The organism is uncultured Caulobacter sp., from assembly GCF_937900395.1.
Lineage (GTDB): Bacteria > Pseudomonadota > Alphaproteobacteria > Caulobacterales > Caulobacteraceae > Caulobacter.
Genome location: NZ_CALCDX010000038.1, coordinates 1 through 16,080 on the forward strand (window position 1 = coordinate 1; position 16,080 = coordinate 16,080).

Consider the following 16,080-nt stretch of genomic DNA (forward strand, 5'->3'; position numbering starts at 1 on the left):
CGAAGACGCAGAAGCCTTCGCTGTATCGAGTTCTGATTCTCAACGACGACTACACCCCCATGGAGTTCGTCGTTTACGTTCTCGAGCGGTTCTTCAACAAGTCGCGCGAAGATGCGACGCGCATCATGTTGCATGTCCACCAAAACGGTGTGGGCGTGTGTGGCGTCTATACATACGAAGTCGCAGAAACCAAGGTCGCCCAAGTCATCGACTCGGCGCGACGCCATCAGCACCCCCTGCAGTGCACGATGGAAAAGGACTGAGGAGCCTCCCCGTTGCCCTCTTTTTCGCGCCCCCTGGAAGAGTCCCTGCATCGCGCCGTGGCCTACGCCAACCAGCGTAAGCACGAATACGCGACGCTGGAGCACCTTCTGCTTTCCCTGACCGACGACGATGACGCCGCCGGAGTGATGCGCGCGTGCGACGTCGATCTCGCCGCGCTGAAGAAGAGTCTTTCCAACTATCTCGATGTCGAACTGGCCTCGCTGGTCGTCGACGACGAGGAAGACGCCAAGCCGACCGCCGGCTTCCAGCGCGTCATCCAGCGCGCGGTGATCCACGTCCAATCGTCGGGTCGCGAGGAAGTGACCGGCGCCAACGTGCTGGTCGCGATCTTCTCCGAACGCGAGAGCCACGCCGCGTACTTCCTGCAGGAGCAGGACATGACGCGGTACGACGCGGTAAACTTCATCGCCCACGGCATCGCCAAGAAGGCCGGCGCCTCGGAAGCCAAGAGCGTCAAGGGCGCCAGCGCCGGCTCGAACCAGACCGAGGACGATGGCGAGAAGCCCAACGCCAAGACGGGCGGCGAAGCTCTGGAAGCCTATTGCGTCGACCTCAACGAAAAGGCCCGCCAGGGCAAGGTCGACCCGCTGATCGGCCGCGCGAACGAAGTCGAGCGCGCGATCCAGATCCTGTGCCGTCGCACCAAGAACAACCCGCTGCTGGTGGGCGACCCTGGCGTCGGCAAGACCGCGATCGCCGAGGGCCTGGCTCGCAAGATCGTCACCCACCAGGTCCCCGAGGTCCTGGAGGGCGCCACCATCTACTCGCTCGACATGGGCGCGCTGCTGGCCGGCACCCGCTATCGCGGCGACTTCGAGGAACGCGTCAAGCAGGTCGTCAAGGAGCTGGAAAGCCACCCGAACGCCGTGCTGTTCATCGACGAGATCCACACGGTGATCGGCGCCGGCGCGACCAGCGGCGGGGCGATGGACGCCTCGAACCTGCTCAAGCCGGCCCTGGCCTCGGGCAGCCTGCGCTGCATGGGCTCGACCACCTACAAGGAGTTCCGGCAGCACTTCGAGAAGGATCGGGCCCTGGTCCGTCGCTTCCAGAAGATCGACGTGAACGAGCCGACGGTGGAAGACACCATCAAGATCCTCAAGGGCCTGAAGACCTACTACGAGGACTTCCACAAGCTGAAGTACACGAACGACGCCCTGAAGGTCGCCGTCGAGTTGTCGGCCAAGTACATCACCGACCGCAAGCTGCCGGACAAGGCGATCGACGTGATCGACGAAGCCGGCGCCTCGCAGATGCTGCTGCCGGAAAGCCGCCGCAAAAAGACGATCGGCGTGAAGGAGATCGAAGGCGTCGTCGCCAAGATCGCCCGCATCCCGCCGAAGTCGGTCAGCAAGTCGGACACCGAGGCCCTCAAGGAGCTCGAGACCGACTTGAAGCGCGCCGTGTTCGGCCAGGACGAAGCCCTGACCCAGCTGGCGGCCGCCATGAAGCTGGCCCGCGCCGGCCTGCGCGAACCGAACAAGCCGATCGGCTCGTACCTGTTCAGCGGCCCGACCGGCGTCGGCAAGACCGAAGCCGCCAAGCAGCTGGCCCAGACCCTGGGCATCGAGATGCTGCGCTTCGACATGTCGGAATACATGGAACGGCACACCGTGAGCCGCCTGATCGGCGCCCCTCCCGGCTATGTCGGCTTCGACCAGGGCGGTCAGCTGACCGACGCGGTCGACCAGCACCCGCACGCCGTCGTCCTGCTCGACGAAATCGAGAAGGCGCACGGGGATGTCTACAACATCCTGCTGCAGGTGATGGACAACGGCGCCCTAACCGACAGCAACGGCAAGAAGGTCGACTTCCGCAACGTGGTCCTGATCATGACCACCAACGCGGGGGCCTCGGACGCCCAGCGCAACTCGATCGGCTTCGGCCGCTCGAAGGTCGAGGGTGAAGAGGAAGCGGCCCTGAAGCGCTTGTTCACGCCGGAGTTCCGCAACCGCCTGGACGCCGTCGTGGCCTTCAAGCCGCTGACGCCGGAGATCATCCGCCAAGTCGTGCAGAAGTTCGTCATGCAGCTGGAGGCCCAACTGGCCGACCGCAACATCACGATCGAACTCAGCGACGACGCGGCCGACTGGCTGGCCAAGAACGGCTTCGACGAGCTCTACGGCGCTCGTCCGCTGGCCCGGGTCATCCAGGAGCACATCAAGAAGCCGCTGGCCGACGACATCCTGTTCGGACGCCTGGTCCGCGGCGGCCACGTCAAGGTCGTGCTCAAGGACAGCAAGATCGACTTCGAGATCGACAGCAATGTCGATCCCAAGGCCGGCAAGACCGACGAAGCCGAACCGGCCCTGGCCGAGTAGGCTTAAGCATCAGACTGAAACGGAAAGGCCCGGAGCAATCCGGGCCTTTTTGTTAGGATCTAGAGCGCCGCGGCGATCTTCGCCGCCAGAGCCTTCAGCTCGTCGGTATTCGCCATGCCGCCCTCCCCGTGGCGCCCCAGGGCCTGGCCCTCGTAGCGGGGGATCACGTGGAAGTGCAGGTGGAAGATGGTCTGGCCGGCCGGGGCGCCGTTGAATTGGGTGACGACAACGCCGTCGGGCTTTAGGGCCGCAACCACCGCCTTGGTCAGCTTCTGGGTGGCGGCGGCGAGCTCGGCCAGCACCTCGGGCTCGGCCTCAAGCAGGTTACGGGCCTGGCTGACCTTTGAGATCACCAGGGCGTGGCCGCGCGACTGCGGGAAGACGTCCATGAAGGCCAGGACGCGGTCGTCCTCGAACACCTTCACGCTCGGGATCTCGCCCCGGATGATCTTGGCGAAGATGTTGTCCGCGTCGTAGCGTCCGTCGAGGCTCATGATCGTCTCCCTGTGTGGGACCGGTCGTAGCAAACCGGTCGAGAGGCGCAACCATGGACGAAAAACCTCAGGGCCTGACCGAACAGCAGCAAAAGTGGTTCGCCTCCCTCCACGCCAACCTGGAGCGCGAGACGGGCAAGACCCTGGAGCAATGGGTCGAGATCGTCCGCCGCGAGTGCAAGGAGACCAAGCCTAGGGCCCGCGCCGAATGGCTGAAGGCGACCTATGGCCTGGGCCAGAACCGCGCGGCCAGCATCTTCGCCGTCGCCTATCCCGAGTCCGGCGGCTGGGATGACGCAGCGGGGCTGCGCGCGAGCCTGTGGACGGCCCCAGCCTCCACCGAGATCCTGGCAGCGGTAGAGACGGCGGTGGCGAACTTCCCTGATCTCGTGACCGGCCAGCGCAAGGGCTACACCGCCTGGTCCCGCAAGGCGCAGTTCGCGGCGCTGAAGCCAGCCAAAGAAGGCCAAGCGGTGCTGGGTCTGGCAGTGACGCCGGACGCCTCCCCGCGCCTGGCGGCCCCGAAGAGCGAAGGCTGGTCCGAGCGCCTGAAGGCCAAGCTGGTCCTCGCCTCCCCGGCCGAGGTCGACGCCGAGCTCAAGGCGCTTCTGAAAACGGCCTGGGAGCGCTCCTAGCCTCCGGAAGCTTCACCTTAGGAACGCGCCCGCCCCGGCGCCGTTCGTCTCCACAGCAAAGGAGACGACGATGTCCAAGGAAGCCGAACTGGCCGAAAAGTTCTGGAAGGCCCTGAAGTCCGACCGCACCGTGATGCTGGGCCTGGTCGAGCGCGAGAACGGCCGCGCCCAGCCGATGACCGCCGTGTTCGAGGGCGACCACTCCGGTCCGATCTGGATCTTCAGCGCCGTGGACGTGGACTTAGTGCAGGCCGTCGAGGGCGGCGAGCACGACGCCATCCTGCACTTCGCGTCCAAGGGACACGACGTCTTCGCCACGGTCGAAGGCCGCATGCGCGTCGACAACGATCGCGAGACGATCGAGCGCCTGTGGAACCCTTTCATCGCCGCCTGGTACGACGGCAAGAACGATCCCAAGCTGCGCCTGCTGCGCTTCGAGCCGGGCGACGCCCAGATCTGGCTGAACGAGAACAGCCTGTTCGCCGGCCTGAAGATGATGCTCGGGGCCGATCCAAAGAAGGACTACAAGGACAAGGCGGCCGAAGTCCGCCTGCAGTAGGCGTCCGCCACGGGGAGGAGCCTACCGCTCCTCCCGGAACGGCGAGAATTCCTCGGTCAGCATCTCGATGTCCGCGGCCACCGCGTCGCGCTCGCGTTCGAGATAGCGCGCCACCGGCTCGCGCAGGGCCGGATCCGCGATCCAGTGGGCCGAGTACACCGGGCTAGGCAGATAGCCGCGCGCGATCTTGTGCTGGCCTTGCGCGCCCGCTTCGACGCGGGGCAGGCCCAGACGGATCGCATGCTCGATAGCCTGATAGTAGCAAAGCTCGAAGTGGAGGAACGGCACATCCTCCACGCAACCCCAATGGCGGCCGTAGAGGCAGTCCCGGCCCAGCAGGTTCAGCGCGCCGGCGATGAACGGCCCGCCTGGCCGCCGCGCCAGGATCAGCAGCACCTTGTCGGCCATCCGCTCATTCAGCAGCGAGAAGAACCGGCGGTTCAGATAGGGCCGCCCCCACTTGCGGCTGCCCGTGTCCATGTAGAAGGCGAAGAAGGCGTCCCAGTGATCCTCGGTCAGGTCGCCGCCGGTCAGGGCCACGATCTCCAGCCCCTCCTGGGCGTCGCGCCGCTCGCGCCGGATCGTCTTGCGGCGGTTTGCGGAAAGAGCCGCCAGAAAGTCGTCGAAGGTCGCGTAGCCCCGGTTTTCCCAGTGGTACTGCTGGTCCTGGCGCAGCAGCATTCCCCGCTCGCCCATCCAGCGCCACTCGTCCTCGACCGGAAAGGTCACGTGCAGTGACGAGGCGCCCATTCGCTCGCACAGCGTCAGCGCGCCACCCAGCAGCGCCGAGCGTCCCTCGTCGGCGTCGACGTCCGAGCGCACGATCAAACGTGAACCCGTCACCGGCGAGAACGGCGAGGAGCACTGGAGCTTGGGGTAGTAGCGCCCGCCGGCCCGTTCATAGGCGTCGGCCCAGGCGTGATCGAAGACGTATTCGCCCTGACTGTGGGACTTCAGATAGAGCGGCATGACGCCGACGACGGCGCCATCCTCATCCTCGACAGACAGGTGCTGCGGCGCCCAGCCGGTGCGGGCCGACACGCAGCCGCTTTCCTCGAGGATCGACAGGAAGTCGAAGGAGACGAACGGATCGCCCGTCAGGTCCGCGCAGGCGTCCCAGGCCTCCTTGCCGATCTCGGCGATCGCGCGATGGACGCGAACCGCCGGCCGGACAGACGTCACGCGTGGAAGCCCTCGAAGATCAGGTTGTCGCAATGGTCCTGCACGCCTTCCCACTGGTCGGGGCTGCGGACCGTCCAGGCGATCACGGGCATGCCCTTGGCGCGATATAGGTCCGCGCGCGGGCTGGGCAACATGTCGAGGCCTAGCGACAGGAAATCGGGGCGCGCCAGCTCGACCTGTTCGAGCGCGGCCAGCGACTTGCGCATCTCGGGCGCCAGCTTGCGCGCGCTGTCGTCGTTCCAGCCATACGAGTTCAGGCCGCGCAGGATCTGCGGATGATGGTCGGCGAACCAGGCGTGGGAATACGGATTGAAGCCGATCACGGCGGTTGGACCATTGTGATCAACCAGCACGTCGCAGACCCTCTTCTCCAGCGGGCCGACCTCGCCAAAAGGCGTCTTCAGCTCGATGAACACCATCGCGCGGTGCCCGATCAGGGTCAGGGCGTCGGCCAGGGTCGGGATGGTCTCGTCCGTACCCTTCAGGGTCATGGTCGCGAGGTCCGCGGCGGTGTGGTCGCGCAGCCGCCCTTCCCGCCCCGTCATCCGCTCCAGCCGGTCGTCATGGAAGACAACCGCCTCGCCGTCGGCGGTCAGTTGCACGTCCAGCTCGATAGCGTAGCCGTGGGCGCAGGCGGCCTGGAAGGCGGCTAGGGAATTCTCCGGCGCGCCGTCGGGGTTCCAGAGGCCGCGATGGGCCGCCGGCGGATCGAACAGGCGCTCCCACGCCTCGCCGAAGGTTTCGGTCGAGGGGCGTTCGCGCGAGCGCATCAGGCGATCTCCACCACCGCGTCGACCTCGACGGCGAAGCCGAGAGGCAACTTGTAGACGCCCACCGCTGAACGCGCGTGGCGACCGGCGTCGCCCAGAACCTCGACCATCAGGTCCGAGCAGCCGTTGACGACCTTGGGAATGTCGATGAAGTCCGGGCCCGCCTGGACGAAGCCACCCAGCTTCACCACGCGAACGACACGGTCCAAGTCGCCGTCGCAAGCGGCCTTCATCTGGGCCAGCAGGTTGACGCCGCAGATGCGCGCGGCCTTCTGGGCGGTCTCCAGGTCGACATCGACGCCGACCGTACCCTTGATGCCGCCCGAAGCGTCCAGCGAGATCTGGCCGGAGATGTGGACGAGATTGCCCGAGCGGACGAAGGGCACGTAGTTGGCCACCGGCGCCACGGGCTGCGGCAGCTCGACGCCAATCGCCTTCAGACGCTCTTCCACCTTCGACATACGCAACGCTCCGTGAGTTTCCCGGCATCCTTAACGCGACCGGCGGAGGTGCAAAAGAAAAAAGCCCGGACCTTACGGCCCGGGCTTTCTCCGTTCTGGATCGCGTCCGAAGACGCCAAGCCGCTCTTAGCGAGCGGCTTGGAACTTCTCGACCGCGGCGCTCATGCGCTCGTTCAGCGGCTTGACCGAGTCCTTGATCGAGGCCGAGACGATCTCCGAGGCCTTGCTGACCTGGGCGATGTACGACTCGAGCGCCGACTTGGCCCAGGCGGTCTGCAGCTCGACGGCTTCCTGCACGCTCTTGGCGGCGGCCAGCGACTTGGCGGCGGCGACTTGGTCTTCCGCCAGCTTCTTGCCGTAGGCGAAGGTCTCGGCGCCCAGGGCTTCAGCGCCCTTGGTGGCGGCCGTCACCGAGGCGACGACGGCTTCGAGATTCTTCTTCGAGTGGGTGTTGGCTTCGGCCAGCGCGGCGAGCGACTTCTCGACGCCGTCCTTGAAGGCTTGGTTCGACGCGGCGGTGAACTGTTCGACGGTGTTCTTGACGGTTTCGGCGGCGGCCATGGAATCTCTCCTGGGGAGGAAGGCGGCGGGGCGGAAGGGTCGAGCTGCAACTCGCCCATCTGCGCTTGGGACAACGGCGGTTTGCCATGTTGCAGTGCAGCAGTCAAGTATTTTGTGCAGCGCACCATAACCTAGGGTTACGCGCCGAACCGCCTATCCAAGCTGCAGCATTGGAACCACGCGCTCATTTTTTTCGCCCCTGCGGCATGTTCGCTCACCACTTGTTTACTTTAGCGAAAGGGGCCAGCCATCATGCTAAGGACACGCGTGTGGCGGTGCGGAACCGCTCAGTTCAGATGACGGACGTCCATCATGTTCGCCAAGCTTACCTCCGCTCGTTCCGTTCTGGCCGCCGCCGGCCTGGCGCTGGCGACGCTGTTTAGCGCCGCGCCGACGACAGCGTCGGCCGCCATACCCTATCTCCAGCTGAACGCTTCCGAGCCGAAGTACGCGGCGATCGTGATCGACGCCAATTCGGGCGAAGTCCTTTACGACAAAAGGGCCGACAGTCCCCGCTACCCGGCGTCGGTGACCAAGGTCATGACGCTGTACCTCACCTTCGAGGCCCTCAGCGAAGGCCGGCTTAAGCTGACCGACCGGGTCGTGATGTCCCCCCGCGCCGCCGCCCAGGCCCCGACCAAGATCGGCCTTCGCCCCGGCGACAGCATGAGCGTGGACGAGGCCATCAAGGCCATGACCGTGAAGTCGGCCAACGACGTCGCCGTGGCCATGGCCGAGCGCCTAGCCGGCAGCGAGTCGCGATTCGCCGCCCTGATGACCCTGCGCGGCCAGGAGCTTGGCATGCGCAACAGCCGCTTCGTGAACGCCTCGGGCCTGCCCGACAGCCGCCAGATCTCGACGGCTCGCGACCTGGCCATCCTGTCGCGCGCCATCATGCGGGACTTCCCGCAGTACTACAGCTACTTCTCGGTGCGCGGCTTCACGTTCCGCGGCAACTACATCAAGGGCCACAACCGCCTGCTGGACAGCATGGAAGGGTTCGACGGCCTGAAGACGGGCTATACCAACGCCTCGGGTTTCAACCTGGCCGGCTCGGCCGTGCGCGACGGTCGCCGCCTGATCGGCGTGGTCCTGGGCGGCCCCTCGACCGCCTGGCGCGACAACAACATGGAAGATCTGCTGCTGACGGGCTTCGACGTGATGAAGCGCCGCTCGCGTGGCGAGCGCACCACGATCGCCGCCAACATCTATGAGGACGATCCCTCGGGTCCGATCCAGCGTCCGTCGGTCGAACAGGGCGATGGCGACCAGGCCGGTCTGAAGATCGTGCTGACCGAGAACCCGCATAACCCCGGCCCGATGAAGGTCTCCCCCACCCTGCGCGCGGCGCAAGCTACGGCCAAGCCGGCCAAGAAGGCTCAGGGCGAGTGGAGCGTGCAGGTCGGCGCCTTCAAGTCCAAGTCCCTGGCCAACGACCAGCTGAAGCTGGTGCGTGGCCGGTTCGCTAAGGTCGTGGCCGACGCCGAAGCCGCCGTGGAAGGCGCCGGCGGCACGTTCCGCGCCCAGTTCCAGGGCCTGACGGCCGACGCCGCTCGCAACGCCTGCTCGGCCCTGAAGGCCAAGCGCGTGCCCTGCATGGTGCTGTCGCCGCGCTGATCTACACCGACCTCCCCGGCGAACGCCGGGGCCCAGATCGAACAAAAGAGCGCCGTGCGGCTTCGCGCGGCGCTCTTCGCATTTACGGCTGAAGCCCAGGATGAATCTGGGCCCCGGCAGGAGTTTACGCTCGGGCGCGCTAAGCGCGACCCGCGGCGCCGGGAAGTCGGGATTGGGGTTAGGCTTCCGCCATCACCCGCCCGATCAGTCGGGCCAGGCGCTGGACGCCCTCCTCAATCTGGTCGTCGGTCGGCAGAGAATAGCTGAGGCGGATGGCGTTCGCGCGCTGGACCTCGGCGAAGAACGGCGCGCCGGGCACGAAGGCCACGCGCTCCTCGGCGATGGCCCGGGCCAACAACTCGGCCCCATCGATCCCTTCGGGCAAGTCGATCCAGACGAACATGCCGCCTTCCGGGTGCGACCAGGTCACGCCCTTGGGCATGGTCTTGTCGAGCGCCGCCAGCATCACCCGCGCCTTGTGGCCGTAGGCGCCGCGCAGACGATGCAGGTGCTGGTCATAACCTTCCGACACGGCGCGATGGGCGACCATCTGGTTGATCGTCGAGACGTGCAGGTCCGCGCCCTGCTTGAGCAGGACCAGCTTCTCGATCACCGCCTTGGGCCCGCAGACCCAGCCGATGCGCAGCGCCGGCGACAGGGTCTTGGAAAGGGTGCCCAGGAACATCGTGCGGGCTTTGTCGATGCCGCCCGAGCGGGCGATATCCAGCGACAGCAGCGTGGGCGTGGACTCGCCGACGAAACGCAGCTCGCGATAGGCCGCGTCCTCGACCAGGCTCCAGTCCAGGCGGTCGGCGAGCGCCAGCAGCGCCTCGCGCTCGGCCAAGGTCAGGCTGACACCGGTCGGGTTGGCGAAGTCGGGGACGAAATAGCCCAGCGCGCCCTTTGGCAGATCGACGTCCGCCGGCGCGGCCAGAGCGCCCTCGGGGAGATCGCGATAGGCCGGCTCGTAGCCGTTGAACGCCTGCAGGGCGCCCAGATAGGTCGGTCGAGCCACGACCACGGGGTCCCCGGGGCCGACAAAAAGCTTGCCGATCAGGTCCAGCGCCTGCTGCGAGCCGGCGGTCAGCATGATGTTGTGCGGCTCGCAGGGCATGCCGTCGCGGGTCATGCGCTCGGCGATCCATTGGCGAAGCGGCAGATAGCCCTCGCTGACCGAATACTGCAGCGCCTGAGCGGCTTGGGCCGGATCGCTCAGAACCGCGCGATAGGCTTTCTGGATCTCCTCGGCGGGGAACAGGCCAGGATCGGGAATGCCGCCGGCGAAGGACAGGATGTCGGGCTGGTCCAGCAGCTTGAGAAGCTCGCGGATCTCGCTGGCGCGGACGCGGCTCATGCGATCGCTGAATCGCGAAGCCCAGTCGTGGGATTGGTCGGTCATGGGGTGATCAGAAGTCCAAAACGGGAAATGACACTGAAATGAGACGCTCGATGGCGGCTCGCCTGAACTGAAGGGTTCAGGACGTCATACCGAGCAGGTCGGACCCGAGGAGCGGCGGCGCCAGAAGCGTTCGCGGTTGATCATGTTTCTGTCCTAGCTCAGCCGCGCCGCTTGATCAAACGATCCCGCGCGGCGTTGAGCTGAGCGGCGAGGCCTTCGGTGCCGCCGGCGTCAGGATGGGCCATGCGGATGAGGCGGGCATAGGCGGCCTTGACCTCCTGCAGCGAGGCCTCAGGCGTCACGCCCAGGATCGCGCGGGCCTCGGACAGGCTGAGCTCTTCACGGGGCGGATGGACGACCTTGTGGCGGATGACCGGGCGCCGACGGGCCTCTGTGACGGTCCAGAGGCCGAGAACGCCTAGCACGATGCCGGCGCCCCATGAGCCGCGGATCGTGGCGTAGCCGGCGAAGGCGAAGGCGACGATCGCCGCCACGCCCGCCCCGACCCGCCAACCATCGCCCTTCAGCAGGTTGCGTCGACGCGGCCAGAGCAGGAAGGCCAGGATAGCCACGCCCAGCAGCAGATAGGTCATCATGACTCCAGACACGAAAACGGGCGGCGAGGTCTCCCCGGCCGCCCGCTCGTGGAAACATGTAGCTCTTGGGCTACTGCGCCGCCAGCAGCGTCTCGCCGGAATAGGCCGACAGACCAAGGCTGTGCATCAGGGCGCGAAGCTCCTGGCGCGCGGCTAGATGCTGCAGCGACACCGGCACCGGACGCACCTGCGGCGACAGGTCGGCGATGGTCAGGCCGAACGGGAACAGCTCGCGATAGATGACGCGGTCGCGCAGGCCTGGGCCGATCCGGAAGCCGACCCGCTTGGCCAGCGCCGTCAGGCGATCCTCCAGGCGCTTGCGGTTCCGAGCCTCGGTCGTCGCCAAACGATTGCGCAGCACGACCCAATCAAGCGCCTGGCGTTGGCCGGAAAGCGCCCTCTGCTTGCGGGCTTCCCAGACGGTCAGCGAGTACAGGCTCGGCTTGGTCAGCTCCATGCTGACCGGGTCGACGTGGCCCAGCATGTCGAAGTCGACGAAGCTGTCGTTCATCGGCGTGACGATCAGGTCGGCGCGGCCATGGGCCAGGCGCGAGACGGCGGTGTCGCCGCCGGGGGTGTCGATCAGCACGAAGTCGCACTCGGCCAGGCCCTTGGCGAACGCCGCCTCGAAACCGGCGATCTGCTCTTCTTCCGGCTTCTCGGCCAGGGCGATGTCGTTGTCCGACAGGCGCAGCGACAGCGGCTCGGGCAATTCGAGCTTCTTGCTTTCCAGCCAGGTGCGGCGGTTCTCGAAGAACCGCGCCGAGGTGCTTTGGCGCAGGTCCAGGTCGATGACCGCGACCTTGGCGCCGCCATACAGCAGCGCGGTGACGAGGTGAACGGCGATGGTCGACTTGCCCGCCCCGCCCTTCTCGTTGCCGACGACGATGACCCGCGTTTCGGCCATGAGTTCGATCCTTGATGCGTCGCGACTCGCGCGACCTTGGACTGAAGGTTAACACGATGTTACCGCAGCCCCATGGGGTCAACGGCCTCCATCCACAGACCTAATTGTCGCAGCGCTCGTGGAAGGCGGTTTCCCACGCGTCGCAGTGGACCTTCGGCCGCGCGGGGGCCATAAGCCCTCGAGCGCGCTCGGGCGGCCAAACCGTCCGAGCGCGCTCTAAGTCTATGAATTCGAGCCTGTTTATCTGGTTTAGATGTTCCATCTAAACCAGACAGGCTCGCCTGTTCGCGTGGAGGCTCCCATGACCCAACCGACCATCGTCCGCACCGTCGCTGAAATGCGCGAGCACATCCGCGCCTGGAAAGCGGCCGGCCAGCGCGTGGCCCTGGTCCCGACCATGGGCGCCCTGCACCAAGGCCACCTGTCGCTGATCCGTCTAGCGCAGCAGCACGCCGACCGCGTGATCGCCAGCGTCTTCGTCAATCCCAAGCAGTTCGCCCCGCACGAGGACTTCGACGCCTATCCGCGCGGCGAGGCCGCCGACGCCGAGAAGCTGGCCTCGGTCGGCTGCGACCTGATGTTCGCCCCGAACGCCGCCGAGATGTACGCGCCGGGCTTCTCGACCCTGATCACGGTGTCGGGCGTGTCCGAGCCGTTGGAAGGCGCGGCGCGGCCGCAGTTCTTCGGCGGCGTGGCGACCGTCGTCGCCAAGCTGTTCATCCAGTCGCAAGCCGACGTCGCCGTGTTCGGCGAAAAGGACTATCAGCAGCTGCAGGTGGTCAAGCGCATGGCGCGAGACCTCGACATTCCTATCGAGATCATCGGCGCGCCCACCGCCCGGGCCGAGGACGGCCTGGCCCTCTCCTCGCGCAACGCCTACCTGTCCGCGGACGAGCGCGCCGCCGCCGTCGCCCTGCCCAACGCCATGAAGGCGGTCGCCCGGGCCGTGGCGTCAGGCGGCCGGATCAACGATGCCGAGGCGGCAGCCGTCCAGGCGCTTGAGGCCGCGGGATTCCGTCAGGTCGACTATGTCGAAGTGCGCGAGGCCAGCGATCTGTCGCGCTTGGGGCCCGGTCCGATTGGCGACGCTCAGGGCCGCATCCTGGTGGCGGCTTGGCTGGGCGGTACGCGTCTGATCGACAACATGGCCGTGGAACGAGTCTGACGCCGGGGATCAGATTGCGGGTTGCAGCGCGATAAACACGCCAACGGCGAAACCCACAAACAACATACCCGCCCCCAAGACGGCGTAACCGGCCTTCATCGTTATTCCTCCGCTTCCTTGCGCAGAGGAAACACCCGCCTCGGTTGCTATTAAGCTAACAACGATCGCCGAAGTTACCAGGCGCCGAGTTCGCGCAGCTGGCGGGCCAGCTCCGGCGGCAGGTCGGCCGCCTCGCCTTCGCTGAGGTCGGGCGGCGCGTCTTCGGGCGTCAGATAGCGCCATCCTTGGAACGCTCGTCGAGGCTGCGGCGCCACGCGGACAATCGTAGGATCGACCGTGACCTCACACCGCGACGCCGGACCCGACCCCACCGTGTCGATCGCCAGAATCTTCTGACGGCACAGGATCTGGCCCTTGAACACGCGATACAGGGAGCCGCCATCCAGCACCTCGTCGATCCGCTTGGGCGTCATGCGCGTGTGCATGACCCATGGTCGATCGCTCTCCTTGTGCCAGGCCACAAGGTCGTCGATCGAGTCACAGCCGACGACCAGCTTGATGATGTGCAGCGCCATGTTGGCTAGATAGCGCGCCAGGGCGGCATGGCAATCGCCTAAGCCGCGTCTAGCGTTCGCCCCAAGGGTGAAAGCCGTCGCCTCTTCGCCGCACATCGTTATGCTGAGGTCATCGCGTCACACCAGAGCGCGATGACTCGGCGGATTCGTCCGCCAAGCGCCGCCGCTGTGGACGTTGTCGCATGCGTCCGAAGCGGCGGTTTTCTTTTGCGCCGAACCGCTCTGGTTTCGCGCGCGTTCCCCCACCAGATAAGGCCGCCCGACGACGCCGACGCGTCGTCCGCGCCGTTCGGCGAATCCGATCGGCGCTAGGCCCAGGCTCCAAAGGAGAACGCCCGTGAAGATCCTGATGGTCCTCACCTCGCACGACCAACTCGGCGACACCGGCAAGAAGACCGGCTTCTGGCTCGAGGAGTTCGCCGCGCCCTATTACGCGTTCAAGGACTCCGGAGCAGAGATCGTGCTGGCCTCGCCGGCGGGCGGACAGCCGCCGCTAGACCCCAAGAGCGACCTCCCCGACTTCCAAACTGAACTGACGCATCGCTTCAAGGCCGATCCCGAGGCTCAGAAGGCCCTGGCGAACACGGTGAAGCTCGAAACGGTCAAGGCCGCCGACTTCGACACCGTCTTCTATCCCGGCGGCCACGGTCCGCTCTGGGACCTCGCCGAGTCGCCCGCCTCGATCCAGCTGATCGAGACCTTCGAGCGCGCCGGCAAGCCCATCGGCTTCGTGTGCCACGCGCCCGGCGTGCTGCGCCACGTCAAGGCGGCCGACGGTTCGCCGCTGGTCAAGGGCCGCAAGGTCACCGGCTTCACCAACTCCGAGGAGGCCGCCGTCGAACTGACCGACGTGGTGCCGTTCCTGGTCGAGGACGAATTCAAGAAGCTAGGCGCGAACTACGAAAAGGGCGCCGATTGGGGTCCCTTCGTGGTCGTGGACGGCAAACTGGTCACCGGCCAGAACCCCGCCAGCTCCGAAGACGCCGCCAAGGCGCTGCTGGATCAGCTTCGATAGATAGAGAGGGCCAGGTCCAGCCGGGCCTGGCCCCTTCTTCCTGTCTCAGGCGCCTTCCAGCTTCACCAGCACCACGCCCTCGCTGACCTGGCCGCCAGCCGAGGCTGACAGCTCGACCACCACGCCGTCGAACGGCGCCACCAGAGCGTGCTCCATCTTCATGGCTTCCAGCGTCAGCAGGGTCTGGCCCTTGCTGACCTTCTGGCCCGCCTCAACGGCGACCGAGACGATCTTGCCCGGCATCGGCGACAGGATCGCGCCGTCCGAGGCGGCGCCCTCGCCCGGTCCGCCGACATGGGTCTCAAAGTCGAACGTCTGGACGTCGCCGCCTTCGAAGACGTGGATCGGCCCCTTGCCGTAGGTCGTCGGCAGGCGCGCGACCTCATCGAAAGTCCGGCCGTCCGCGCGCCGGATATCCCAGGACCAGTCCTCGGTTCCGCCGCCCAGCAGGGCCACGCGCAGCGGCGTCGCCTTGCCGTCCACCGCCATCGGCAGGGTCATGGCGGCGCGGTCGGCGTTCATCCGGAAACCCAGCAGCTTGGACGGCGCGCTTTCCCACGGATCGGGGCGCGCCTCGGCTTCGAGGAAGCTGTCCAGCCGCCAGCCGATCGCCGCCATGGCCGGTTCGTCGCTGAAGGTGCGCTCGGTCAGCTCTTCCAGCCGCGCCTCGATAAAGCCGGTGTCGACCGCGCCGCCCACAAAGTCCGGGTGGCTCGCGCATTTGGCCAGGAAGGCGGCGTTGGTCTTCACCGGCCAGACCTCGACCAGGGCGCAGGCCTCGGCCAGGCGCTGGGCGGCGTCTTCGCGATCGACGCCGTGCGCGATCAGCTTGGCGATCATCGGATCGTAGAAGGCGGTGACCTCGCCGCCCTCCTCCACCGCGCTGTCCACGCGCACATCGCCCTCGGGCAGACGGAAGTGCTTCAGCTTGCCGGTCGATGGCAGGAAGCCGGTCGTAGGGTTCTCGGCGTAGAGGCGCGCCTCCATGGCCCAGCCGTCCAGGGTGATCTCGTCCTGCTCCAGCGGCAGGCGCTCGCCGGCGGCGACGCGCAGTTGCCATTCGACGAGGTCCTGGCCCGTGACCATCTCGGTGACCGGATGCTCGACCTGCAGGCGGGTGTTCATCTCCATGAACCAGATGCGATCAGCCCTCAGGCCCTCGCTGGCGTCGGCGATGAACTCGACCGTGCCGGCGCCGACATAGCCGACCGCCTTGGCGGCCTTAACCGCCGCGGCGCAGACGGCTTGCCGAGTCTTCTCGTCCATGCCCGGCGCGGGCGCTTCCTCGATCACCTTCTGGTGGCGTCGCTGCAGCGAGCAGTCGCGCTCGAACAGGTGCACGACGTTGCCGTGGCTGTCGCCAAACACCTGCACTTCGATATGGCGCGGCCGGGTGACGTACTTCTCCAGCAGCACGCGGTCGTCGCCGAAAGCGGCGGCGGCCTCGCGGCGGCACGATCCCAGGGCGGCCTCGAAATCCTCCGCCCGCTCGACCTTGCGCATGCCCTTGCCGCCGCCGCCGGCCACGGCCTTGATCA

The 16,080-nt window shown here is 66.6% G+C and carries 18 protein-coding genes; 7 read left to right on the top strand and 11 right to left on the bottom strand.

The genetic code is table 11. The features are described from left to right. A partial coding sequence (gene clpS / locus Q0379_RS02980) for an ATP-dependent Clp protease adapter ClpS (RefSeq protein WP_299004097.1) occupies positions 1–263 on the top strand: 263 nt, incomplete at its 5' end. A gap of 12 nt (positions 264–275) precedes the next feature. Continuing rightward, positions 276–2,606: an ATP-dependent Clp protease ATP-binding subunit ClpA gene (clpA, locus tag Q0379_RS02985; protein WP_299004100.1), complete on the top strand. Its 2,331-nt coding sequence runs from the start codon at positions 276–278 to the stop codon at positions 2,604–2,606. Positions 2,607–2,665: 59 nt separating this feature from the next. On the opposite strand, the gene Q0379_RS02990 is transcribed toward clpA, so the two are convergent. Continuing rightward, positions 2,666–3,100: an HIT family protein gene (locus tag Q0379_RS02990; RefSeq protein ID WP_299004102.1), complete on the bottom strand. Its 435-nt coding sequence runs from the start codon at positions 3,098–3,100 to the stop codon at positions 2,666–2,668. A gap of 53 nt (positions 3,101–3,153) precedes the next feature. Here Q0379_RS02990 and Q0379_RS02995 point away from each other — a divergent pair, with 53 nt between their 5' ends. Beyond that, positions 3,154–3,735: a DUF4287 domain-containing protein gene (locus Q0379_RS02995; protein WP_299004104.1), complete on the top strand. Its 582-nt coding sequence runs from the start codon at positions 3,154–3,156 to the stop codon at positions 3,733–3,735. Positions 3,736–3,805: 70 nt separating this feature from the next. Further along, a complete protein-coding gene (locus Q0379_RS03000; protein WP_299004106.1) occupies positions 3,806–4,294 on the top strand; it encodes a pyridoxamine 5'-phosphate oxidase family protein in 489 nt (162 codons plus the stop codon). Between the two features lie 21 nt (positions 4,295–4,315). Here the strand turns inward: Q0379_RS03000 and Q0379_RS03005 are convergent, their stop codons facing one another. From Q0379_RS03005 to phaP, 4 genes are all read right to left on the bottom strand, one after another. Beyond that, positions 4,316–5,476: a GNAT family N-acetyltransferase gene (locus tag Q0379_RS03005; protein WP_299004108.1), complete on the bottom strand. Its 1,161-nt coding sequence runs from the start codon at positions 5,474–5,476 to the stop codon at positions 4,316–4,318. Beyond that, positions 5,473–6,246, bottom strand: a complete 774-nt coding sequence (locus Q0379_RS03010; protein WP_299004110.1) for a glycerophosphodiester phosphodiesterase — start codon at positions 6,244–6,246, stop codon at positions 5,473–5,475. Before Q0379_RS03010 ends, Q0379_RS03005 begins: the two co-directional genes overlap by 4 nt. Continuing rightward, the gene (locus Q0379_RS03015) at positions 6,246–6,713 is read right to left on the bottom strand and encodes a RidA family protein (RefSeq protein WP_299004112.1); all 468 of its coding nucleotides are present in this window, start codon (positions 6,711–6,713) and stop codon (positions 6,246–6,248) included. The genes Q0379_RS03010 and Q0379_RS03015 overlap by 1 nt, the downstream gene beginning before the upstream one ends. Positions 6,714–6,833: 120 nt before the next feature. Continuing rightward, positions 6,834–7,268: a TIGR01841 family phasin gene (gene phaP / locus Q0379_RS03020; protein ID WP_299004114.1), complete on the bottom strand. Its 435-nt coding sequence runs from the start codon at positions 7,266–7,268 to the stop codon at positions 6,834–6,836. Between the two features lie 312 nt (positions 7,269–7,580). Between phaP and Q0379_RS03025 the strand changes: the two genes are divergently transcribed. Further along, positions 7,581–8,885, top strand: coding sequence for a D-alanyl-D-alanine carboxypeptidase (locus Q0379_RS03025; RefSeq protein WP_299004116.1), 1,305 nt, complete (start codon positions 7,581–7,583; stop codon positions 8,883–8,885). 178 nt (positions 8,886–9,063) lie between these two features. Here the strand turns inward: Q0379_RS03025 and Q0379_RS03030 are convergent, their stop codons facing one another. The 4 genes from Q0379_RS03030 to Q0379_RS03045 form a co-directional block, all read right to left on the bottom strand. Further along, complete coding sequence (locus tag Q0379_RS03030; RefSeq protein ID WP_299004118.1) at positions 9,064–10,284, bottom strand: PLP-dependent aminotransferase family protein; 1,221 nt, start codon at positions 10,282–10,284, stop codon at positions 9,064–9,066. A gap of 84 nt (positions 10,285–10,368) precedes the next feature. Then, positions 10,369–10,428 carry a hypothetical protein gene (locus Q0379_RS03035; protein ID WP_106907314.1) on the bottom strand — a complete coding sequence of 20 codons (60 nt, stop codon included), beginning with the start codon at positions 10,426–10,428 and terminating at the stop codon, positions 10,369–10,371. A gap of 14 nt (positions 10,429–10,442) precedes the next feature. Further along, positions 10,443–10,877 (bottom strand): DnaJ domain-containing protein, encoded by a 435-nt coding sequence (locus Q0379_RS03040; protein WP_299004120.1) that lies wholly within the window; start codon positions 10,875–10,877, stop codon positions 10,443–10,445. A gap of 73 nt (positions 10,878–10,950) precedes the next feature. Beyond that, positions 10,951–11,787, bottom strand: a complete 837-nt coding sequence (locus Q0379_RS03045) for a division plane positioning ATPase MipZ (RefSeq protein WP_299004122.1) — start codon at positions 11,785–11,787, stop codon at positions 10,951–10,953. 301 nt (positions 11,788–12,088) lie between these two features. Between Q0379_RS03045 and panC the strand changes: the two genes are divergently transcribed. Continuing rightward, positions 12,089–12,952, top strand: a complete 864-nt coding sequence (panC, locus tag Q0379_RS03050; RefSeq protein WP_299004124.1) for a pantoate--beta-alanine ligase — start codon at positions 12,089–12,091, stop codon at positions 12,950–12,952. Positions 12,953–13,125: 173 nt separating this feature from the next. Here the strand turns inward: panC and Q0379_RS03055 are convergent, their stop codons facing one another. Then, complete coding sequence (locus Q0379_RS03055) at positions 13,126–13,527, bottom strand: DUF1489 family protein (RefSeq protein ID WP_299004126.1); 402 nt, start codon at positions 13,525–13,527, stop codon at positions 13,126–13,128. Positions 13,528–13,864: 337 nt separating this feature from the next. Between Q0379_RS03055 and Q0379_RS03060 the strand changes: the two genes are divergently transcribed. Then, positions 13,865–14,542, top strand: coding sequence for a type 1 glutamine amidotransferase domain-containing protein (locus tag Q0379_RS03060; RefSeq protein ID WP_299004128.1), 678 nt, complete (start codon positions 13,865–13,867; stop codon positions 14,540–14,542). A 45-nt stretch (positions 14,543–14,587) separates the two neighbouring features. On the opposite strand, the gene Q0379_RS03065 is transcribed toward Q0379_RS03060, so the two are convergent. Then, positions 14,588–16,080 (bottom strand): biotin/lipoyl-containing protein (locus tag Q0379_RS03065; RefSeq protein ID WP_299004130.1); only part of this gene is annotated, 1,493 nt, incomplete at its 5' end.